The organism is Salipiger sp. (genome assembly GCF_059781815.1).
This window is the reverse complement of sequence record NZ_JBYNAH010000071.1, coordinates 1-20,840: the sequence shown is the minus strand read 5'-3', so window position 1 is coordinate 20,840 and position 20,840 is coordinate 1. Positions and strand designations below refer to the sequence as shown.

The following is a 20,840-nucleotide window of genomic DNA, read 5'->3' as shown; positions in this document are numbered from 1 at the left end:
CTGGCCCGGCACGAGGCGGCCCTTGCGGGTCTCGTCATGGCCGGCATAGGCGCTCTCGTAGGTATAGGCGTGCAGCGCCTCGGCCATGCTGATGCGCTGGTCGAGCCCGATCTCGGAGCCTTTCCAGCTCTTGCGGGCGACCATGCCATAGATCACCTGAAACGGGTTCAGCGGCGCCGAGGGGCAATCGCTCGAGGCCGGCACGTGCAGGCCGCGGTCGATCCAGTCGCGCAGCGGATAGCTCTTGGCGGCGCGCTCGAGCCCCATGTTGCGGATGTAGGTCTCGCCGTGGAAATAGATGAAGTTGGGTTGCGGCGAGGGCAGGGCGCCGAGCGCGGCGAGCCGGTCCTGATGCTCGGGCCGGACCCAGCCGCAATGCTCGACCCGGTGGCGGATGTCGGGGCGTGGGTCTTCGGCCTGCACCGTCTCGAAGGCGTCGAGGATCTGGTCGATGGCGAGATCGCCGATGGCATGGATCGCCATCTGGAAGCCATTGCCATGCGCCTTGCGCGCCAGCGCGAGGCATTCCTCTTCGGTCAGGCACAGCACCCCGGTGCCGGGCACGTGGTTGTAGCCCAGGCTCATCGCGGCGGTGCCCGAGCTGCCCGAGCCGTCGGTAAAGAACTTCACTGGGCCGACGCGGAGCATGTCGCAACCCTTGCCGGTCACCAGCCCTTCGGCGATGGCCTGATCGAGGATCGACTTCTCCTTGTCGCCGATCAGGCAGGCGGTGATGCGCACCTTGAGCCGGCCGCACTCGCGCGCCGCCACGTAGCCCTGCCACTCGAGCCAGCCGTCGTTCATGCCGATGGCCGCGTCCATCGTCGAGGCGATGCCGTAGGAGAGCAGGATGTCACTGCTGGCTTCGATCGCATCGACATAGTTCTCGAGCGTCGGCTTCGGCATGACCTCGAAAAGCGGGAAGCGGGCGTTTTCGCCGAGCAGGCCGTTGAGCGCCCCGTCGGTCCGTCCGATGACGCCGTCGCTCGGGTCCGGCGTGTCTTCCGAGATGCCGGCGAGGGCGAGCGCCTTCGAATTGGCGATGCCCACATGCCCGCAGGTGCGCGCGATGAAGACCGGGTGGTCGGGGACAGCGGCATCGAGCTCGGCGCGGGTCGGGTCGCGCCCTTCGGCCAGCTTGGAGTCGTCATAGCCGCGCGCCACGACCCAGCCGCCGGCCGGCGTTTTGCTGGCGCGTTCGGCGAGGCTGTCGCAGATCTCGGCCACCGAAGAGACCACGCCGGGGCGGATATCGACATCGAGGAGGTGCAGGCCGATCATCGCCATGTGGGTGTGCGCGTCGTTCAGCGCCGGGATCGCGAGGCGCCCGTCGAGCGCGATCACCTCGGTCTGCGGCCCGCGGAGCGCCGCGATCTCGGCTGCGGTGCCGGTGGCGAGCACGCGGTCTCCGGAGATCGCAAGCGCCTCCACGAAGCCCTCGTCCTTGCCGCACCAAATGCGTCCTCCGGTCAGGATCCGGTCTGCTGTCTGAGCCATGGCTCGCCCTTCCAATGGTTGTGTCCGTCGCCCGCAGGCTTTCCGAAAGAGAGACGGCAGTCCCCGCGGCAATGCAAGCGGCAAGCATCAAATTTGATGCATCAAATTTGTTTGCGCCTGAGATGCGCGCATTTTGGCGAATTTTTACGCGAAATTGCCCCTCTCCCTTGGTAAGGCCGCTGCGGATCGCGATCTCCGGGCTGAAAACGGGCTCCGAGCGGATAGGCACAGCGGGCAGCAGGGCGACTCGCGCCCTTGACGCATCATATATATCGCTTCAATGGTGGTTTGAGCCGCTGTTGAGCAGAGGCTTCAGGGAGCGGAGAGGGACATGCAGCCAACATTCGAGGCCGTGACATCGGTCAAGCTGGGCGACTCGGCCTATGACCAGATCTGTCGCGCGCTGATGTCCGGGCGGCTCAAGCCCGGCACCAAGCTCACCATCCGAGCCCTTGCCGACAGTCTCGGCACCAGTTCCACCCCGGTCCGGGACGCGGTAACGCGGCTTATTCAGGACAATGCGCTTGAACAGCGCTCTTTGCGTGACGTGCGGGTGCCGCTGCTCACCGAGGCGCGTTTTCGCGAGATTATCGAAATTCGCGTCGAACTCGAGGCCATCGCGGCGCGCCGGGCCACGGCGCGCATCGATGCTCAGGGCATCGCGGCGCTCGAAGAGATCATCGACCGCAACGAATCCGCCTTTCGCGAAGAGGACTGGGATGCTGCCTCGGCCTGCAATCAGGAGTTCCACTTCAAGATCGTCCAGATCGCCGAGATGGAGGTTCTTGGCGGCATCCTGAGCGCGCTCTGGCTGCAGACCGGTCCGGTGGTCTCGGGCTATTACGAGCGCGGCGGCCGCTCGATGATCGACGAGCATTACGCTGTTGTCGCAGCAATGAAGGCCGGTGATGCGGACGCCGCGGCGCGGGTCATGAGGCGCGACGTCGCGGGGTCGGTGGACGGGATCGTCGCCTATCTCGGCGAGCTTTCGGAATAGAGCGGGCGGAGCTTCAGGCCGCGACCGGTGTCCTTGAGGATATGCCGTTTCTTCAATGGGCCGACACTTTACAGTCTGCAGGGCAAGGACGCCCTTTCGCGGGCGGAGACCTGACCGTGAACGCGGGATGCCGTTTCTCGGTGGTGGTCGGATCGCCCATCGCGCGATGAACCCGCCGCAGGATACGGCTGCTGTTCTATTTTGTGATGAGTTGCCGCGAGGTGGTGCCGCTTACACGGGTCGCGCAACTGCTTGTGTTTTGGTGCAGCGGCGCCAACGCGCTATAACCCTCTCACAGCAAGCGGCCGCGTCGCCGCCACGCCCAGACATGGACTGACAGGGAGATGCTCGGATGACCACCACCCTCTTTACACGCCGCCGACTTGTGGCCTCGAGCGGAGCCGCGATCGCCTCCGCCGTCATGGCCGGGGCCGTTCCGGCCCGGGCGCAGGGGCTTGCGCCGACACCGTCGATGCGCGGCGGTCGCAACAACTACCGCCCCGGCGCGCCCATCGTCGAGCGGATCGGCGGTGGCGGGTTCTGGATGACCGGCACCGTCCGGCGCGCCGGAGACGGTGCCCCTCTCGCCGGGCAACGGATCCAGATCTGGGCCCACACCACCGAAGGGCACGAGCGCGACCCCCAAAGCCACGGCGCCACGCTCACCGATGCCAACGGAGTCTTCCGGCTCGAGATGCCGCAGATCGTGCCGGCCTTCGGCCAGCCGCACGGCCATCTGGCCTATGACAGCGGCGATTTCGAAACCGTCTTTCTCCGCCCCCTGATGACAAGCGCACGCGACCGCAGTCTCGAAGCGCATTTCGTGCTGCGCCCGGTTTGAACGGCAGCGCCGGCTTGGGTCAGCGGCAGGCAGAGAGGCTCCGGGCCGTGCTGGTCTGGACCGCGCTCGCGCTGGCCATTGCGGTGCCCCTGATCGTTGCGGCCGGCAGCCCGCTGCTGGCGTGGCGCCGCCCGGTCTATATCGTCGCGGGCTTTGCCGGCATCGTCGCGATGGCGTTTCTCCTGCTGCAGCCCCTGTTGGCGTCGGGCCGTCTGCCGGGCCTGCACGGGGCGCGGGGACGGCGGATGCACCGGCGCGCCGGGATGCTGCTTGTCCTGTGTGTCGTGGTGCACGTGGCGGGGCTTTGGATCACCAGCCCTCCGGATGTCATCGACGCTCTGCTGTTTAGGTCACCGACGCCGTTTTCGGCCTGGGGCGTCATCGCCATGTGGGCGCTCTTTGCGATGCAGGGGATGGCGCGGGTCGGCGTGAAGACGCGGCGCTGGCATCTCGGGCATCGCGCGCTGGCGCTCGTGGTGGTCGCAGGCAGCGTGGTGCATGCGCTTCTGATCGAAGGCACGATGGGTACGCTCTCGAAGGCGCTGCTTTGCCTTCTCGTGGTGGCGGCCTGCGGTCTGGTGGTCATGCGGCACCGCATCCGCGCGCCACGTTTGCAGCCACGCAGGCCCGGTCCCTGACCCGCCCGGCGGTCCACGGCTCGGTTGCCTCTCGCGCGGCTGCAGAGCCTGTCCAGCATCGCGCTGCTTCGATCGGGCGTTCTCTGGCCCGGACGCGGCACGCGCCCGGTCGGCATGCGCGCAGGGATTGGCCGCCCGTCCCGGATCTCGACGGTGTTCCGACCTGCCGCGTCAGCGCGTCGCGACGGCGTCTGCGCCGCCACAATCCGTTGAACGGCCTCGCGGGGTTGAAAGCCGGTGCGCCCGCCGCATTTTCCTCAACGGACGAACAGGGAGGACGGCGTGACGGCGACAGAGGCAACCCGCGACGCGGCTTTGCGGCGGCTGAGGGCCTTTCGGCCCTCGATGGGCGAGGCCTACGCCGAGATGCGCAACTTCGATCTTGGCCCCGGAGGGCACAGGCATGTTTCGGGCCTTTCGCCCGCCCTGCGTCGACGGCTGGTCACCGAGCCGGAGGTGATTGCGACAGCCGTCGAGGGGCATGGGGCGGAACGCGCCGGGGCGTTCGTCGCCGAGGTGCTCTGGCGCAGCTACTTCAAGGGTTGGCTGGAACAGCGGCCGCAGGTCTGGGACGACTATCGCGACGGGCTGCGCCGCGATCTTGCGGCGCTGGAGCAGAATAAGGATCTGCGCGAGCGCGTTGCGCGGGCCTGCGAGGGAGGGACCGGGCTCGCCGGGTTCGATGACTGGGCCACCGAGCTGCGCGAGACCGGCTACCTCCACAACCATGCCCGGATGTGGTTTGCCTCGATCTGGATCTTCACGATGGGGCTTCCCTGGCGTCTGGGGGCGGATCTCTTCCTGCGCCACCTTCTCGATGGCGATCCGGCCTCGAACACCTGCAGCTGGCGCTGGGTGGCCGGGCTGCACACGCGCGGCAAGCACTACGAGGCGCAGGCCTCGAATATCGCGCGCTTCACCAAGGGCCGGGTGCGGCTGCCGGACGGGTGTCTCGCGCAGGAAGCCGCGCCGCTCGACGCCCCGCTGCCCGAGCGTCAGCCGCTGCGTCCCGTGTCGCCCCCGCGCGAGGGGGTGCCGACGCTGCTGCTGCTGACCGAGGAGGATTGCCAGCCCGGCGATTTCGCGCCGGAGCGACTCGATCTGCGGGGGGTGCTCTGTCTGCGGGCCAGCGTCTTGCGTTCGCCGCTGCCGGTGGCGCAGGACGTGTGCCGCTTTGAGGAGGCAGCACTAGCAGATAGCGCCAGGCGGCTCGGGCGAGCGCCGGACTGGCTCGATGCGTGGGACCCCGCCGGGCTGCCGCGCCATGCGCAGGCGGCGGGCGCGACCCAGATCGCAACCGGCTATATCCCGACCGGCCCCCTGCGCGACTGGATCTCTGCCGCGGCCCCCGCGCTTGACGCCGCGGGCATTGCGCTGACCGAATGGCAACGAGATTGGGATGCGCTGGTCTGGCCGCACGCGACGGCGGGCTTTTTCAAACTGCGCAAGAAGCTGCCGCAGATCCTGGCGCAGGCGGGGCTGACATGAGCGAGAAGCGCCCCGTCGCCAAGCCTGTCGCGATCCCGTCCGGGCGCATGACCCGCGCCCTGCGGCTTGGCGGCATGGCGGCCGGGATCGCGGGCAACATGGCGCTCGGTGCGCTTGGGCAGGCCGGGCGCGGCAGCCGCCCCGAGATGCGCCGCCTGCTGCTCACCCCCGGCAATCTCGGTCGTGTCGCCGACGAGCTGGCGAGGATGCGCGGGAGCGCGATGAAGCTTGGCCAGCTGATCTCGATGGACAGCGGCGAGGTGCTGCCGCCGGAGCTGGCCGAGATCCTCGCCCGGCTGCGCGATCAGGCCGATTTCATGCCGCCGAAACAGCTGCGCGACGTGCTCGACGAGAGCTGGGGCGCGGGCTGGCGCCGGGCGTTTCGCAGTTTCGACGTGCGCCCGGTGGCGGCGGCCAGCATCGGGCAGGTCCACCGGGCCGAGCTGGCGGACGGGCGCGAGGTGGCGATCAAGGTGCAATACCCGGGCGTCGCCCGCAGCATCGACAGCGACGTGACCAATGTCGGGGCGCTTCTGAAGCTGTCGGGCCTCGTGCCGAAAGGGTTCGAGCTGGCCCCCTATCTCGCCGAGGCCCGGCGCCAGCTGCATGAAGAGACCGACTACGCCCGCGAGGGGCGCCAGCTGAACCGGTTCGCCGATCTGCTGGGCGACGACCCGCGCTTCGTGTTGCCGGACTGGCACGAGGATTGGAGCACGCCGCGTGTGCTGACGATGAGCTGGCTGCCGGGCCATCCCATCGAGACGGTCGCCGAGCGCCCGCAGGACGAGCGCAACCGGGTGGCGTCGGCGCTCATCGAGCTTTCGCTGCGCGAGATCTTCGGCTTCGGCCTGACCCAGAGCGATCCGAACTTCGCCAATTTCCGCTACCAGCCCGAGACCGGGCGGATCGTGCTGCTCGATTTCGGGGCCGCGCGCGCGCTTGATCCGGAGGTTCTTCGCGCAGGGCGGGCGCTGCTGCGGGCCGGTCTCGAGGACGATCCCGAGGCCATTCTGCGTGCGCTCGAAGGGCTTAGGATCCTGTCGCCGAACGACCCGTTCGGACCCGATCTGGTGAGGATGACCCGGACGGTCTTTGCCGCGCTGTGCGCCTCCGGGCCGTTCGACTTCGCGGACCCGTCCCTTCGCAACCAGATGCGCGCCCAAGGGCTGGCTTTGGCCGAGGCCGGCTATGTTCCGCCCGAGCCGCCGATGGATGTCCTGTATCTGCAGCGCAAGCTGGGCGGCATGTTTCTCCTCGCGGCGCGGCTCGGGGCGGTCCTGCCGCTTCGGGCCGGGCTGAGCGCCTGCCTCGAGTGAGCTTGTCGGGGGCGCCCGGAGGAACAGAGATCGCCGCCCCTTCGCGGTCCGGGGCCGGCGTCTGAAAGGTTGTGACGGCCGATCCCGTCCTGTCGGGATGCGACCTCTGTTCGCTGTTGCGGCAAGCCGGCGGGCAGACGCGCCGGATCAGATCTGGGAGATCATCCGCTCGAGCCGCTCCATCGCACGCACGCCGTCGCCGATATCGGGCACGTCCCGGCTTTCGCCGCGCAGCACCGCCGCCACGTCCGCCAGAAGCGCGGCGTAGCCCTTGTGGTCCTCGTTGGCGGCGGCGGTGAAGTTGGGCGTCCAGCTCAGCGTGTCGCAGGCCGGGTCGAGCACCGCTCCGGGATCGTCGGCCTTGAAGGGCGGGTCGCGGTAGAGCGCCACGTTGATGATGTTGTCGACATGCAGACGGGCGTGATCGCCCATGATGCGGATCTCTTCCATCGGCGTGCCGCGCGACTGCACCGTGCCCATGACGATATTGCCGATCTTGCCCTGCTCGGTGGTGAAGTTGAGATGCAGCAGCAGCTTGCCCGGCTGCGGCGAGACCGAGCGCACCTGCATGTCGCCGAAATCCTCGCCCGCGAACCACGGGATCAGGTCCATGTAGTGCACGCAGTGATGCAGGTAGAAGCTGGTGTAGTCGGGGGCGCCCTCGAAATAGGTCGGCGCGGTCATGTAGGCGCCGGTGATGCCAAGGACATCGCCGAACGTTCCGCCCTTCAGCACGTTCATCGCCATGCGGTTGCCGGTGGAATAGCGCTTCATGAAGCCGACCATCACCGGTTTCCCAGCCTTTTCAGACGCCTTGGCGATTTCGAGCGCACCGGCGGCGGTGGCGGCGGGGGGTTTTTCCATGAAGACCGGCAGCCCGGCCTCGAGCGCCGCCAGCGTCGCCATGCGGTGCAACTCGGGGCCCACCGCCATGCCGATGGCGTCGAGCCCCGGCGTCTTGATCATCTCGCGGAAATCATCGTGCAGCGCGGTGACGCCGTATTCCGCCGCCGTTTTCTTCAGCGCCTCGCCGTCGCGGTCGCAAAGCGCCGCGATGCGGATGTCGTTGCGCCCGAGCTGCGGCAGCAGCATCTGGCGCGCGTGTCGGCCGCAGCCAATCCAGCCGATATTGATCATTGGTCCACCTCTGCGAGCGTGAGGGCGTTTCGGATGACGCCGAGCCCGGCCATGAGCTTTTCGCTCTCGTCCTCGCGCGGGGCGCGCCAATGCGCGATGGGCAGCGCGACGCGGTCGTCGGCGCGGCGGAACGGCTCGAGTGAGATCGGCCCGGCATAGTTCACCTGCGCCAGCGCGCGCATCACCGCCGTCCAGTCGATATGGCCGGTGCCGGGATGGCCGCGATGGTTCTCGTTGGCCTGGAAATGCACGATCCGGTCGCCCGCCATGCGGATGGCATCGGGGATCGAGCGCTCTTCCATGTTCATGTGGAAGGTGTCGAGCATCAGCTTGAAGGCCGGATTGTCGACCGCGTCGACCACCTCGCAGGCCTGCCGGGTGGTCGAGAGGATATCGGTCTCGAACCGGTTCAGCGCCTCGACGGCGAAGGTCACGCCGGCGGCTTCGGCCAGCGGCGCGATGGTCTGGAAGGCCGAAATCGTGCGCTCGGCGCGGGCGGCGATCTCGTCGTCGCTGCGCGGCACCGGCGGGCGCCCGGCAAACACCATCGGCTCGCCGTAGAGCGGCCCGCCGACGATGCCACCACCGAGCTCGGCGGCGACGTCGATGCAGAGCTTGAGGTAGTCCATGCCGCCCTGCCGATTGGCCTCGTCGTCGGAGGCGATCGAGCGCTGCTGGTTCACCCGGGCGGCCAGCACGGTGAAGATGCCGGCGTCCTCGGCGGCCTTCTTCACGTCGGCGATGCTGAGGTCGTCCTCGGGGTCGGGCACCAGAAGCTCGACGAAGTCGAAGCCGAGATCGGCGGCCTTCTGGAAATAGTGCAGGTCCTTTCCGGCGAAGGGCCGGATGAACTGCATGGAGATGATGCCGATGGGGTTTTTCACGGGTGTTGTCCTTTCCGTCAGCCCTTGACCGCGCCTTGCGTGAGGCCGGAGATCAGGCGTTTCTGCACCAGCAGGAAGAGCACGGTGGCAGGGAGCGCGCCGACGATGCCGCCGGCGGTGAGCAGGCCCCACTGCACCTCGTACTCGCCGATCAGCGTCTGCACGGCGACGGTGATGGTGCGCACGTTGCGGCCGCCAAGCGTGAGGGCGTAGAGATACTCGTTCCAGGAGGTGATGAAGATGTAGATGCCGGTGGCGATGATCCCGGGCAGGCAGAGCGGCAGCACCACCCGGCGCAGCGCCTGCATCCGCGTGCAGCCGTCGGTCATCGCCGCCTCGTCGAGCGAGCGCGGAATGCCGTTCATGTAGCTGACCATCATCCAGATCGAGAACGGGATCGCCACGGTCGAGTTGGCGATGATCAGCGCGATGTGGGTGTCGAGCAGCCCCAGCACCCGCATCAGCACGAAGAGCGGCAGGATGAGCAGCACCAGCGGGAACATGTTGATGAGCAGGAACTGCAGCATCAGGATGCGCTTGCCCTTGAAGTTGAAGCGCGAGAACGAATAGGCCGCCGTGACGCTGAGCGAGAGGCCGACGATCACCGTGCCGCCGGCGACGATGAAGCTGTCGAGCAGGTTCTCGGCAAAGCCCACGGTGCGGAACAGACGGGTGTAGTTCTCGATGGTGGCGTTGAGCAGCGACGGCCCTTCGGTGAAGAGCGTGCTCTCGTCGCTGACCGAGGTGATGAACATCCACAGGTAAGGCCCGAGCGTGAAGACCAGGATCGCCGCCATCGGCAGATCGACCGTCAGGATGCGCTTGGTGGTGGAGGGTTTGTGCAGGGCCATCAGGACACCGCCTTTCCGGTGCGCTTGAGGTAGAAGACCACGACCACCATCAACAGCAGGGTGAAGAGCACGGCGATGGCCGAGCCGTAGCCGAAATCGAGATTGGTGCGGGCCTTGATGAAGGCATAGAGCGGCAGCGTGTGGGTGGCATAGCCGGGGCCGCCTCCGGTCATCACGAAGATCACGTCGAAGCTGTTGGCGACCCAGATCATCCGCAGCAGCACGGCGGTCATCATCACGCCGGAGATGCCGGGCAGGGTGATGTGCCAGAACTGCCGCCAGGCCGAGGCACCGTCGATGGAGGCGGCCTCGTAATAGCTCTGCGGGATCGACTGCAGGCCCGCGAGGATCATCACCGCGAAGAACGGGAAGCCCTGCCAGGTCAGCGTGAGGATGATCGAGGCCAGCGCCGTGTCGGGATCGGCGAGCCACGGGATCGCCTGCTGGATCAGCCCCATGCGCAGCAGGAACTCGTTGGCGATGCCGTAATTGCTGTCATAGATCCACACCCACATCAGCGCGATCACCACCGAAGGCAGCGCCCACGGGATGATGATCAGCGCGCGCGCAACGGGGCGCCACGGGAAGTCCTGGTTGAGCAGCAGCGCGGTCACCAGCCCCAGCAAAAGCTGCGCCGGGATCGTGGTGCACATCCAGATGATGGTGTGCTTGAGCGAGATCCAGAACACCTCGTCATTGAGCGCCGCCTTGAAGTTGTCGAGCCCCACCCAGGTGAAATCGTTGGGGCGGAAGAGGACGTATTCGTGCAGGCTCATCCACGCGGTCTGCAGCATCGGGAAGAACACGATGGCAAGCGTGACGAGCACCGCCGGGGTGAGCATCGCGTAGGGCAGCACCTGGCGGCCCAGCGAGGCGCGGTGCTTGGGTGTCTCGGAGACATGGGTCATGGTCGCGTCCGTCATGGGGCACGGGGCTTTCGGCTTGGGGAGCGGGGGTCTCCGGGCGCCGCCTGGGGGCGCCCGGATCAGGGAGAGCGCGCTTACTCGGCGAAGAGCTCTTCGATCTTGGCGTTCATCTCGGCCGGCTCGATGTCGCCGGTCAGAACACGCTGCATGTTGGTGGGCCAGGCGGTGTTGACGAAATCCGCCGTGGCCGAGCTGTTGGGCAGCATCTCGGCGAAGGGCAGGCTGTCGACGGTGGCCTGTACGAAGCGCTGCGGGTGCAGCGTCCAGCTCTCGCTGTCGGCCTTCACCACGGGCAGCTGGCCGGTGGCCTCGTTGAACATGGTGTTGTTGCCTTCCGACGACAGGAAGGTGATCCACTTCCACGCCGCTTCCGGATCTTCCGCCGAGGACAGCACCGCGGTGCTCTCGTCGCCGAAGGCCGTCCAGTGGCCGCCGCCACATTCCGGCACCGGCGCCGCCGAGACGTTGTCTCCCAGCGCCTCGACCATGCCGTTGGCCGAGCCGATATGGTGGATGGTCATCGCGGTCTTGCCGGCCTTGAAGGCGCCGATGATCTCCTGGAAGCCATCGTTGGGGGCCGAGGGCGGGAAGACGCCGTCTTTCTGGAACAGATCCGCCACGAACTGCGTGCCGGCGACGCCCGCCTCAGAGGTCAGCCCCTCGGTGAGGCTCACGCCCTCGGCGCCCAGCGTGAAACTCGCCCAATGGTCATGGCCGCCCTTGGCGCCGCGGAAGCCAAAGCCGTAGACATCGGTCTGGCCATCGCCATCGGTGTCGCGGGTCAGTGCCTTGGCGGTCTCGCGGAATTCCTCGCAGGTGGTGGGAACCGAGAGGCCCAGCTCCTCGAACATGTCGGGTCGGTAGTAGAGATAGAGCACCACGTATTGCACCGGCAGGTAATATTGCTTGCCGTCGGGGCCCTTGGTGAGCTCGATCAGGTTGTCCTGCAGGCCGTCGGCGCCGTCCCAGCTGGCGAGCCAGTCATCGATCGGCTGCAGCGCGCCCATCTCGACGAGGCGGGGCTGGGCGAACATCTTGACCATCGCCGCGTCGGGCGCGTTGCCGCCGATCACAGCGGTGTAGAGCTGGTCGTAATAGCTGTTCCACGGGATGTTCTCGGCCTCGACGGTGATGCCGGGATTGGCCTCCTCGAAGGCGGCGACAAGCGCATCCATCGGGTTGTCGGCATTGTCGAAATGGTACCAGAAGCGCACCGTGCTGTCGGCGCTGGCCATGCCCGCGCAGAGCGCCAGCGTCGAGGCGATCCCTGTCAATGTCTTGAATGTCATAACTTCCTCCCTGTTTTTCCGCCCCTACGGGGCGGTAATCCTGCGAAAGACCTCGCCCGCCTTGATGAAGGCGTCACGCGCCTCCGGCAGGGCAGAGCCCATCTGCATGAAGCCGTGCACGACGCCCTCGATCAGGTCGTAGGCGTCGGCGCGGCCAAGCGCGCGGAGCCGTGCGACCAGCGCCTCGGTGTCCGAGAGCAGCGGGTCGAGCTCGGCGGCATTCAGGTAGAGCGGCGGCAGCGCGCGCAGCTGCGCGTCGCTGGCCGTCAGCGGCGCCACGGTTGGCGCGCCGCGCTTGGTCTCGGGGGCGTACCAGTCCCAGTAACGCATCATCTTGGCGCGGGTCAGGCCCGGGCCGTCGGCGTTGCGGATGTAGCTCTCGCTCTCGAAATCCGCGCCGTAGACACCGTAGAACAGCAGCCCGCAGGCCGGCAGCTCGGCGCGCTCGTCGATCAGGTGAAGCATCGCCGCCAGGGCAAGGTTTGCCCCAGCGCTGTCGCCGGCGAGGCTCCAGCGGCGGGCGGGATCGCGGGCGCGCCAGGCGCGCAGGATGTCCGACAGGCCCGCGGGGTAGGGGTTCTCGGGGGCGAGGCGGTAATCGACCGTCAGTACCGGACAGGCGCAGGCCTCGGCGATTCGCCGAGCCGCGCCCTCGTGGGTCATCGGCGAGCACAGCGCCCAGCCTCCGCCATGCACGTGCAGGATCGCCTCAGCGCCAGTGTCGTTCTCCGGCATCACCCAGCGCGCCGGCAGGTCGGCATGGATCACCGTGCGTGCCTCGGCCATCTCGGGCAGCTCGGCGTTCCAGCGGAAATTGGTCAGCTCGGCCAGCGCGCGGGCGTGCTGCGGCGCCATCAGGGTCGGATCGGCAAGCCCGGCATCCTCCTGTGCCAGCCGCTCGAGCACGGTGCGCATGGTGGGCGACGGCGCGCTCACGCGCTTTCACCGGTGTCGCTGAGGTCGGGCCCGAAATCGACGATGGTGGCGATATGATGCGAGAGCAGCTCGCGCAGCGCGGCGACATCGCGGGCGGCCAGCGCGTCGAGGATCGGCACGTGGCGCTCGGCGGTGGCCTCCAACTCGCGGTTGGGCTGGGCGTTGAGGATCTTGAAGCGGTGGTTGTGGATCAGGCAACGAGTCAGGATCGGCGCCACCAGCGGCAGCTCGGCGGCCTCGAAGAGGCGGCGGTGGAAGGCGCGGTCGAAGACCGAGAGCCGGTACTCGTCGCCATCCCGCGCCGCATTGCGCATGGCGTTGAGCAGGTCGTGCAGCTCCTGCTCGAGCACCGCATCGGCGCGCGCCACCACGCGGTCGAGATAGGTGCACTCGACCTCGCGGCGCACATGCAGCAGCGCGCGGGCGTCATCGGCATGACAGGGGGCGACGGTGGTGCCGCGGTTGGGCAGGCGGTTGACCAGCCCCTCCTCGTTGAGCCGCATCAGCGCCTCGCGCACCGTGCCCTGGCTGCACCCGAAGCGCTGCGCGAGATCCATCTCGGTGAGCGCCTGCTCGGGCTTGAGGGTTCCCAGTACGATCTCCTTCTCGAGCGCCTCGAAGAGCGCATGGCTGCGCTTGCTCGTGCGGCGCGGCGTGACATCGCTCACGGTCATGCTGGTGAAACTCTCAACGGCCATTCTGTGCCGGTCCTCCTCCGGTCGGGCGGGGCCTTGCGGCTTTGCCCTTGTCGTTCATTATCAATATCGATAACATCACTAATATCGATAATGCAACCCCACATTTCCGGGGCCGCAGGTCAGGGAGGACCACATGGCAGAGATCCAGCTTGAGGGCATCGTCAAGAACTACGGCGCGCATCGCGCGATCCATGGTGTTGATTTGCATGTGAAAGATGGCGAGTTCGTCGCCTTTGTCGGCCCCTCGGGCTGCGGCAAGTCGACGATGCTGCGGATGATCGCCGGGCTTGAGGAGATCTCGGGCGGGACGCTGAGAATCGGCGGCCGCGTGGTCAACGAGGTCGAGCCCAAGGGCCGCGACGTGGCCATGGTGTTCCAGGATTACGCGCTCTACCCGCACATGACGATCCGCGAGAATATCGGGTTCGGCCTGAAGATGCGCGGCTGGAAGGCATCGGACATCGGCCCCAAGGTGGAAGAGGCGGCGCGCATCCTGCAGATCGGCGATTATCTCGAGCGCAAGCCGGGCCAGCTTTCGGGCGGTCAGCGCCAGCGGGTCGCCATGGGGCGCGCCATCGTGCGCGAGCCGTCGGTGTTCCTTTTCGACGAGCCTCTGTCGAATCTCGACGCCAAGCTGCGGGTCGAGATGCGCACCCAGATCAAGCGGCTGCACGCCATGCTCGGCACCACCACCGTCTATGTCACCCACGACCAGACCGAGGCGATGACGCTGGCCGACAAGGTGGTGGTGCTGAAGGCCGGCCATATCGTGCAGGAGGGCCCGCCGATGGAGCTCTACGAGCGCCCGAATTGCCGCTTCGTCGGCGAGTTCATCGGCTCGCCGCAGATGAACATCTTCTCCGGGGTGCTCGACCGCAGCGCCGGTGCGCCGCGGCTGCAGACCGGCAACGAGACGCTTGAGCTGGGTGAGGTCGCCGCCCGGGACGGGGCGCGGCTCGATGTGGGGATCCGGCCCGAGCATCTGACATGGGCGGAGGGCGACACGGCGCGTCTGTCGCCGGTGGTCGAGGTCTATGAGCCGCTGGGGTCCGACACGATGGCGATCTGCCGCTTCGGCGGTGCCGAAATGACGGCCCGGCTGGCACCCAACGTCGCCCTGCGCCGCGACACGTCGATTCCGCTGAGCTACGATGCCGCGGATCTGCATTACTTCGATGGCGAGAGCGGCAAGCGCTTGGTGGCGGCCTGACAGGGCTGACCGGCGCGCCTCCTCTGTCGAGGCCCTGCGCGGCGCCGGCACGAGGGATGTCCCCCGTGGTCGTCGCCGCTTGGGATCGGCCGGGGCGGGGCGCGCTGGCGTCGACAGCCTGAGCGGGCGGTGGCCGTCCCGGGCGCCTGCGCGGGTGGGTGCCGCTCACGCGCTCTTGGATTGACTGCATGCAATGTAAGCTATTGCATGCAGCATTGATTGATGCGATGTCCTGCCTCGCTGTTTTGACCAGAGCGGGACCCGGACCATGTGCGAGCAAAGAGACACCAGGGATGCGAGCCTCAAGGGACTTCGGCTGCGCTGTCCGGATTGCGGTGAGGGCAAGCTCTTCAGCGGCTATCTCAAGGTGGCACCGACCTGCGCCGCCTGCGGCCTGGACCTGACGCCGCAGCGTGCGGATGACGGTCCCGCCTATGTCGTGATCCTGCTTGTCTGCCACATCATGGGCTTTGCCATGCACTTGATGTACAAGAGTTTCCTCGACAATCCGCTGATGCTGGCGCTGATCCTCGGGGTCGGGACGGTGGCGCTGTCGCTCGCGATGCTGCCCCCGGTCAAAGGGATGATTGTCGCGATTCAGTGGGCCAAGGGCATGCACGGTTTCGGCGCAAAGGCGAGCTGACCGGCGGGCCTGGCCTCAGCCCGTGAACAGTCTCAGCCCATGAAACTGTTCGGCGTCAGCGCGTTGGCGAGCGCGTGCAGGTTCTCGCGCAGGGTCTCGCGCGTGGTCGGCCCGCCGAGGCAGACGCGCAATTGCTCGCCCGGACTGCCCAGCACGGTGAAGGCGTCCGAGGGCATCAGCCCGATCTGCCGCCGCGCCATGCGGGCGACCACATCGGCGCGGCCCACGCCCTCGGGCAGCTCGAGCCAGATGTTGAAGGCATTCTCCGCTCCGCGATAGCGCATGTTGGGCAACACCTCGGCGACCAGCGCCTGCCGCGCCGCGCTCTCGGCGCGGATGAAGCGGCGGATGCCGTCAGCGGTGCCGTCCTCGATCCATTGCGTGACCAGCGCCATCGACAAGGGCGAGGGCATCACCGAGAGCGCCCGGATCGACTGCGCCAGATGGTGGGCGCAGCGCGGCGTTGGCGCGATGGTGAAGGCCAGCCGCAGCCCGGCGCCGATGCATTTCGCCAGCCCGCCGATGTGCCAGGTGAGATCCGGCGCCGACAGCGCGATGGGCGCCGGCGCCTTGGCCGGGATGAAGCCATAGGCATCGTCTTCGATCAGCATCAGCTCGTGCCGCCGCAGCACCTCGGCCACCTCGAGCCGCCGCGCCTCGGGCATGGTCAGCGTGGTCGGGTTCTGCAGCGTCGGGTTGAGATAGAGCGCCTTGGGGCCGTGCGCGCGGATCGCGGCGTCAAGCGCCGCCGGCAGGATGCCGTCCGCGTCCATCTCGATGCCGATCAGGTTCAGGCGCAGCCGGCCCGTCACGTTGCGGATGCCGGGATAGGTGATCGCCTCGCAAAGCACCGTGTCGCCGGGGCGGGTGATGATCGACAGGATCGCCGCCATGGTGGCGTGCGCCCCCGGTGTCACCGCGACCCGCTCGAGCGCGGGCACCATGCCGCGCATGCTCAGCCAGCTCGAGGCGGCGACGCGGTCGCGCTCGGAGCCGGTGGCGCTCTGGTAGCGCAGCAGGTCGATGAGATTGGCCGAGACATAGCCCAGCCCCTCCTGCATGCGGCGGCGCAGCTCGGGATCCTGCGGCTCGGGCGGCATGTTCATCGACAGGTCGGCCTCGGCGCTGCGCGAGGGGTCGGGGCGGTCGGCGACCACATGCCCCTTCACGAAGGTGCCGCGCCCGACATGGCTTTCGACATGGCCGCGCGCCTGCGCCTCGGCATAGGCGCGGCTGACGGTGGTGAAATCGATCCCGAGCGCCGCCGCGAGCCGACGCTGCGGCGGCAGGCGCATGCCGTCGGCGAGCTTGCCGCTGCGGATGTCCACGGCAATGGCGTCGGCAATCGCCTGATAGCGCGGCTTGCCGCTGGCGAGTGTGTCGGGAACCCAGTCGATCATCTGTCCTGCCTTCGAGTTTCGGAATGTGTATGCGATGCGCCGACGGGATTGAAGGGGAGATTGTATGCCTCTGGCAGAATCATTGGTCGCAGCCGTCTCGGGTTTTGCTGTCAGCGGCGGGATCTGAAGCGAAAACCTCGCCGAATTTGCACAATTATTCAGCGTGGCGGTCAAAGATCGGCGATCCATACCTCTTTTATTGTATGTACATTGAACTGCTTATTGATGCAATCAATTTGCGTGCGCCAACCATGAGGTCATAACCAACAAGGAGGGCACGATGCCTGAAGTCACCAAGGAAGCGCACAAGGACGGGGATTTCTTCGTCAACTACGAAGAGAAGGTTTTCGAGGATGTGAAGGCCGACGAGGGAGAGAAGGCGCTTGTCACCTTCCACACCGTCGCCTTCGAGGGCTCCATCGGCCTCGTCAACATCCTCAACGCCATCCGCCTCAACCGCAAAGGCTATGAGACCTCGATCCTGCTCTACGGTCCCGGCGTCACCCTCGGCATCCAGCGCGGCTTTCCGACGCTGGGCGACGAGGCCTTCCCGGGGCACCAGAACTTTGCAGTCAATCTGAAGAAGTTCATGGGCGAAGGCGGCAAAGTGTGTGCCTGCCGCTTCGCATTGCAGGCGCTTTACGGCCATGGCGAGCCCTCGCTGCTGCCGGGCATCACCCCGATCGCCCCGCAGGACGTGCTCGACTGCATCCTGCTGCACAAGAAGGCCAACGCGGTGATCCTCGACACCTGGACCGTCTGACCCTGTCTCCGGGGGCGGCCTCTGCCCCCGGTTTTCGGGCCGCCCGCGTCGCGGTCCGGCCCATTCGTTTCCCTCAAGGGCAAGCTCATGCGAACCGACACCATCCGCGCCGCCGCCGTCCAGATCGCCCCGGATCTTACGGGCCGCGCCGGCACCATCGAGCGCGTTCTCAACGCCATTGCCGAGGCCGCCGACAAGGGCGCGCAGTTCATCGTCTTCCCCGAGACCTTCGTGCCCTACTACCCCTATTTCAGCTTCGTGCTGCCCCCGGTGCAGCAGGGGGCGCCGCATCTCGAGCTGATGAAGGAAGCGGTGGTCGTGCCCTCGCCCGAGACGCAGGCGGTGGCCGATGCCGCGCGCAAGCGCGGGGTCGTGGTGGTGCTGGGCGTCAACGAGCGCGACCACGGCTCGCTCTACAATGCCCAGCTCATCTTCGATGCCGACGGCACGCTGGCGCTGAAGCGGCGCAAGATCACCCCGACCTATCACGAGCGCATGGTCTGGGGGCAGGGCGACGGCGCCGGCCTCAAGGTGGTCGACACCCGCGTGGGCCGCGTCGGCGCGCTGGCCTGCTGGGAGCATTACAACCCGCTCGCCCGCTACGCCCTGATGACCCAGCACGAGGAAATCCACGCCGGCCACTACCCCGGCAGCCTCGTGGGCGATATCTTCCGCGACCAGATCGAGGTCACCATGCGCCATCATGCGCTGGAATCCGGCTGCTTCGTGGTCAACGCCACCGGCTGGCTGACCGAGGCGCAGATCGCCCAGATCCATCCCGACCCGAAACTGCAGAAGGCCATGCGCTCCGGCTGCATGACCTGCATCATCTCGCCGGAAGGCCGCCACCTCGCCGAGCCGCTGACCGAAGGCGAGGGCATCCTGATCGCCGATCTCGACATGAAGCTCGTCGCCAAGCGCAAGCGCATGATGGACAGCGTCGGCCACTATGCCCGGCCCGAGCTGCTGTCGCTGAATCACGATGCGCGGCCCGCCCTTACTCGCCACGTCACCGAACCCACCCCGGAACCGAAGGAGGAAGAGCAGGATGTCTGAGGCCCAGCTCATCAACGAATTGCAGACCCGCGGGATGCGCCTCGTCGATCCCCGGGCCGGACACGAAAGCCGGCGCGGCGGGGCCGGCCCCTCGGATCACAAGGCGATCACCATCGGCGCGCGCACGGTGATGATCCCGGTCCACACCGCCCCGAGCTTCGACAGCCCGTTCCTGGTCGAGGCGCCCGACGCCACAGGCGAGGCCCGCGTCACCCGTGACGGCGATTTCGTCGCCACTGTGCGCTTTCCCACGGCGGCCAGGTTCTACCAGCTCAAGACCGCGGAGGGCATTCCCTACAGTCACATCGCCGCGCTGCACTCCAAGGACGTGCTGGCCACGACGGTGCTGCAGACCTGCATCCGCTACGAGAGCCGCAAGAAGACCTGCCAGTTCTGCTCCATCGGCCAGTCGCTCGCCGCGGGCCGCACCATCGCCCACAAGACGCCGCAGCAGCTGGCCGAGGTGGCCAAGGCCGCGGTCGAGCTCGACGGCGTCACCCACATGGTGCTGACCACCGGCACGCCCGCCGGCAAGGATCGCGGGGCCAGGGTGCTTTGCGAGAGCGCCGAGGCGATCAAGGCCGCCGTCGACCTGCCGCTGCAGGGCCAGTGCGAGCCGCCCGAAGACGACGCCTGGCACCAGCGCATGTTCGACGCCGGTATCGACACGCTGGGCATGCATCTCGAGGCGGTCACCCCGGAGGTGCGCCAGCGCATCATGCCCGGCAAGGCGAGCGTGCCCCTTGAGAAATACTTCTCCAGCTTCGAGGCAGCGGTGAAGGTCTTCGGGCGCGGGCAGGTCTCGACCTACATCCTTGCAGGGCTTGGCGACACGCCCGAGGCGATCCTCGAGATGAGCGCGCGGCTCTGCGCCATGGGCGTCTACCCTTTCGTGGTGCCCTTCGTGCCGATCTCGGGCACGCCGCTGGAAAGCCACCCGGCACCAAGCGCCGCCTTCATGGCAGAGATCCTGCGCCCGCTCGGCCAGATGATCGCCCGCGCCGGCATCCTGTCGTCGGAGATGAAGGCGGGCTGCGGCAAATGCGGCGCCTGCTCGGCGCTGGCCACCTACGAGAAGCTCAAGGTGCCGGAAGGAGACGCGGCATGATCGAGTTCGAACCGCGCGACTTCCACAGCCCCGGCTATTACATCCGCGCCGCCTCGAAACGTTTCGAGGCCGAGGGCGCGCAGGCGCTGCGGCACCGTGTCTTTGTCGAGGAACAGGGCATCTTTTCCGAGCATGACCGCGACGGGATCGACCTGATCGCCACCCATCTCGTGGCGCTTTCGACCTATGCCCACGAGGCCGACCAGGTGGTCGGCACGGTGCGCATCCACGAGGAAACGCCGGGGCTCTGGTGGGGCTCGCGCCTCGCGGTCGACAGCGATTTCCGCGCCGTGGGGCGGCTCGGGGCCGAGTTGATCCGGCTGGCGGTCTGCACCGCCAACGCGCGCGGCTGCACGCGTTTCCTTGCCCACGTGCAGATGCAGAACGTGGTGCTGTTCCGCCGCCTGCGCTGGCACCCGCTCGAAGAGGTCCTGATCCACGGCACCCCGCATATGCGGATGGAGGCCGACCTTGCCCACTACCCGCCCTGCGCCGATCCGGTGGCGGGCTGGTATCACCGCCCCCGCAGGCTGACCGCATGAGCCTTGACGACCTCGCCCGCGGCCTGCGCGATCATCCCTCGATCCGCTCCAAGCTCGGCATCGCCCGCGCGACCCGCGCGCTCGGGCTGAGCGCCTCCTCCGAGGGCCGACCGGGCGACGATGCGGCGCCCCTGCCGCGCGACGGAGGCTACGACCTGCTTGCCGGCGAGGGTTTCATCCCCGGCTTCGTGAGCGACGACCCGTGGTTTGCCGGCTGGTGCGCGATGATGGTGAACCTCAGCGATATCGCCGCCATGGGCGGGCGCTCCGTCGCGCTGGTGGATCAGGTCTGGGCCCCGGACGAGGCCGCCGCCGCGCCGCTGCTGCAAGGCCTGCGCGATGCCTCGGCCGCCTATGGCGTGCCGGTGGTGGGCGGGCACACGAACCTCAACGCGGCGCAGCTCAGCATCGCCACCTCGGTCTTCGGGCGCGCGACGCGGCTGATCACCAGCGTCGACGCGCAGCCCGGCGAGGTGCTCGTCGCGGCGACGGATCATCGCGGGACCTACCGCAACTTCGACAATTTCTGCGCCGCGCTCGAGGCGCCCGGCCCGCGCCTGCGCGGCGATCTGGACATTCTTCCCAAGCTTGCCGAGGACGGGCTCGTGCGCGCCGGCAAG

At 67.6% G+C, this 20,840-nt stretch carries 21 protein-coding genes; 12 read left to right on the top strand and 9 right to left on the bottom strand.

Features of this window, described 5'->3' with window-relative positions; all coding sequences use genetic code 11:
• Positions 1-1,497, bottom strand: a 1,497-nt coding sequence (locus tag AC6RA4_RS10430; protein WP_500160047.1) for an amidohydrolase, incomplete at its 3' end; no start/stop codon positions are given.
• Between the two features lie 331 nt (positions 1,498-1,828).
• Between AC6RA4_RS10430 and AC6RA4_RS10425 the strand changes: the two genes are divergently transcribed.
• From AC6RA4_RS10425 to AC6RA4_RS10405, 5 genes are all read left to right on the top strand, one after another.
• Positions 1,829-2,494, top strand: a complete 666-nt coding sequence (locus AC6RA4_RS10425; protein WP_500160045.1) for a GntR family transcriptional regulator — start codon at positions 1,829-1,831, stop codon at positions 2,492-2,494.
• Between the two features lie 352 nt (positions 2,495-2,846).
• Positions 2,847-3,335 (top strand): twin-arginine translocation pathway signal, encoded by a 489-nt coding sequence (locus AC6RA4_RS10420; RefSeq protein WP_500160043.1) that lies wholly within the window; start codon positions 2,847-2,849, stop codon positions 3,333-3,335.
• Between the two features lie 47 nt (positions 3,336-3,382).
• Positions 3,383-3,973, top strand: coding sequence for a ferric reductase-like transmembrane domain-containing protein (locus AC6RA4_RS10415; RefSeq protein ID WP_500160042.1), 591 nt, complete (start codon positions 3,383-3,385; stop codon positions 3,971-3,973).
• Positions 3,974-4,255: 282 nt separating this feature from the next.
• Complete coding sequence (locus tag AC6RA4_RS10410; RefSeq protein WP_500160040.1) at positions 4,256-5,461, top strand: FAD-binding domain-containing protein; 1,206 nt, start codon at positions 4,256-4,258, stop codon at positions 5,459-5,461.
• Positions 5,458-6,777 carry an ABC1 kinase family protein gene (locus tag AC6RA4_RS10405; protein WP_500160039.1) on the top strand — a complete coding sequence of 440 codons (1,320 nt, stop codon included), beginning with the start codon at positions 5,458-5,460 and terminating at the stop codon, positions 6,775-6,777. Before AC6RA4_RS10410 ends, AC6RA4_RS10405 begins: the two co-directional genes overlap by 4 nt.
• A 147-nt stretch (positions 6,778-6,924) precedes the next feature.
• Here AC6RA4_RS10405 and AC6RA4_RS10400 read toward each other — a convergent pair whose 3' ends face one another.
• The 7 genes from AC6RA4_RS10400 to AC6RA4_RS10370 form a co-directional block, all read right to left on the bottom strand.
• Positions 6,925-7,914, bottom strand: coding sequence for a Gfo/Idh/MocA family protein (locus tag AC6RA4_RS10400; protein WP_500160037.1), 990 nt, complete (start codon positions 7,912-7,914; stop codon positions 6,925-6,927).
• Positions 7,911-8,798 carry a sugar phosphate isomerase/epimerase family protein gene (locus tag AC6RA4_RS10395; RefSeq protein WP_500160036.1) on the bottom strand — a complete coding sequence of 296 codons (888 nt, stop codon included), beginning with the start codon at positions 8,796-8,798 and terminating at the stop codon, positions 7,911-7,913. The genes AC6RA4_RS10400 and AC6RA4_RS10395 overlap by 4 nt, the downstream gene beginning before the upstream one ends.
• 17 nt (positions 8,799-8,815) lie before the next feature.
• Entirely contained in the window at positions 8,816-9,649 is an 834-nt protein-coding gene (locus tag AC6RA4_RS10390) for a carbohydrate ABC transporter permease (RefSeq protein ID WP_500160034.1), read from the bottom strand.
• On the bottom strand, positions 9,649-10,572 hold the full coding sequence (locus AC6RA4_RS10385) for a carbohydrate ABC transporter permease (RefSeq protein ID WP_500160033.1): 924 nt from the start codon (positions 10,570-10,572) through the stop codon (positions 9,649-9,651). The genes AC6RA4_RS10390 and AC6RA4_RS10385 overlap by 1 nt, the downstream gene beginning before the upstream one ends.
• Before the next feature lie 77 nt (positions 10,573-10,649).
• On the bottom strand, positions 10,650-11,864 hold the full coding sequence (locus tag AC6RA4_RS10380) for an ABC transporter substrate-binding protein (protein WP_500160031.1): 1,215 nt from the start codon (positions 11,862-11,864) through the stop codon (positions 10,650-10,652).
• A 24-nt stretch (positions 11,865-11,888) separates the two neighbouring features.
• The gene (locus AC6RA4_RS10375) at positions 11,889-12,800 is read right to left on the bottom strand and encodes an alpha/beta hydrolase (protein WP_500160029.1); all 912 of its coding nucleotides are present in this window, start codon (positions 12,798-12,800) and stop codon (positions 11,889-11,891) included.
• Positions 12,797-13,498 carry a GntR family transcriptional regulator gene (locus AC6RA4_RS10370; protein ID WP_500160027.1) on the bottom strand — a complete coding sequence of 234 codons (702 nt, stop codon included), beginning with the start codon at positions 13,496-13,498 and terminating at the stop codon, positions 12,797-12,799. Before AC6RA4_RS10370 ends, AC6RA4_RS10375 begins: the two co-directional genes overlap by 4 nt.
• A gap of 133 nt (positions 13,499-13,631) precedes the next feature.
• Between AC6RA4_RS10370 and AC6RA4_RS10365 the strand changes: the two genes are divergently transcribed.
• Together AC6RA4_RS10365 and AC6RA4_RS10360 are read left to right on the top strand one after the other, a co-directional pair.
• Complete coding sequence (locus tag AC6RA4_RS10365; RefSeq protein WP_500160026.1) at positions 13,632-14,708, top strand: ABC transporter ATP-binding protein; 1,077 nt, start codon at positions 13,632-13,634, stop codon at positions 14,706-14,708.
• 268 nt (positions 14,709-14,976) lie between these two features.
• Positions 14,977-15,351, top strand: a complete 375-nt coding sequence (locus tag AC6RA4_RS10360) for a DUF983 domain-containing protein (protein ID WP_500160024.1) — start codon at positions 14,977-14,979, stop codon at positions 15,349-15,351.
• Between the two features lie 32 nt (positions 15,352-15,383).
• On the opposite strand, the gene AC6RA4_RS10355 is transcribed toward AC6RA4_RS10360, so the two are convergent.
• Positions 15,384-16,751: an aminotransferase-like domain-containing protein gene (locus AC6RA4_RS10355; protein ID WP_500160023.1), complete on the bottom strand. Its 1,368-nt coding sequence runs from the start codon at positions 16,749-16,751 to the stop codon at positions 15,384-15,386.
• A gap of 280 nt (positions 16,752-17,031) precedes the next feature.
• On the opposite strand from AC6RA4_RS10355, the gene AC6RA4_RS10350 reads away from it, so the two are divergent.
• The 5 genes from AC6RA4_RS10350 to AC6RA4_RS10330 form a co-directional block, all read left to right on the top strand.
• Positions 17,032-17,514 (top strand): MSMEG_0572/Sll0783 family nitrogen starvation response protein, encoded by a 483-nt coding sequence (locus AC6RA4_RS10350; RefSeq protein WP_500160021.1) that lies wholly within the window; start codon positions 17,032-17,034, stop codon positions 17,512-17,514.
• An 87-nt stretch (positions 17,515-17,601) separates the two neighbouring features.
• A complete protein-coding gene (locus AC6RA4_RS10345; RefSeq protein ID WP_500160019.1) occupies positions 17,602-18,570 on the top strand; it encodes a Nit6803 family nitrilase in 969 nt (322 codons plus the stop codon).
• The gene (locus tag AC6RA4_RS10340; RefSeq protein WP_500160017.1) at positions 18,563-19,678 is read left to right on the top strand and encodes an MSMEG_0568 family radical SAM protein; all 1,116 of its coding nucleotides are present in this window, start codon (positions 18,563-18,565) and stop codon (positions 19,676-19,678) included. The genes AC6RA4_RS10345 and AC6RA4_RS10340 overlap by 8 nt, the downstream gene beginning before the upstream one ends.
• Positions 19,675-20,220, top strand: coding sequence for an MSMEG_0567/Sll0786 family nitrogen starvation N-acetyltransferase (locus AC6RA4_RS10335; protein WP_500160015.1), 546 nt, complete (start codon positions 19,675-19,677; stop codon positions 20,218-20,220). The genes AC6RA4_RS10340 and AC6RA4_RS10335 overlap by 4 nt, the downstream gene beginning before the upstream one ends.
• The coding region (locus AC6RA4_RS10330; protein ID WP_500160013.1) for an AIR synthase related protein at positions 20,217-20,840 on the top strand (624 nt) is incomplete at its 3' end. The genes AC6RA4_RS10335 and AC6RA4_RS10330, both read left to right, overlap by 4 nt.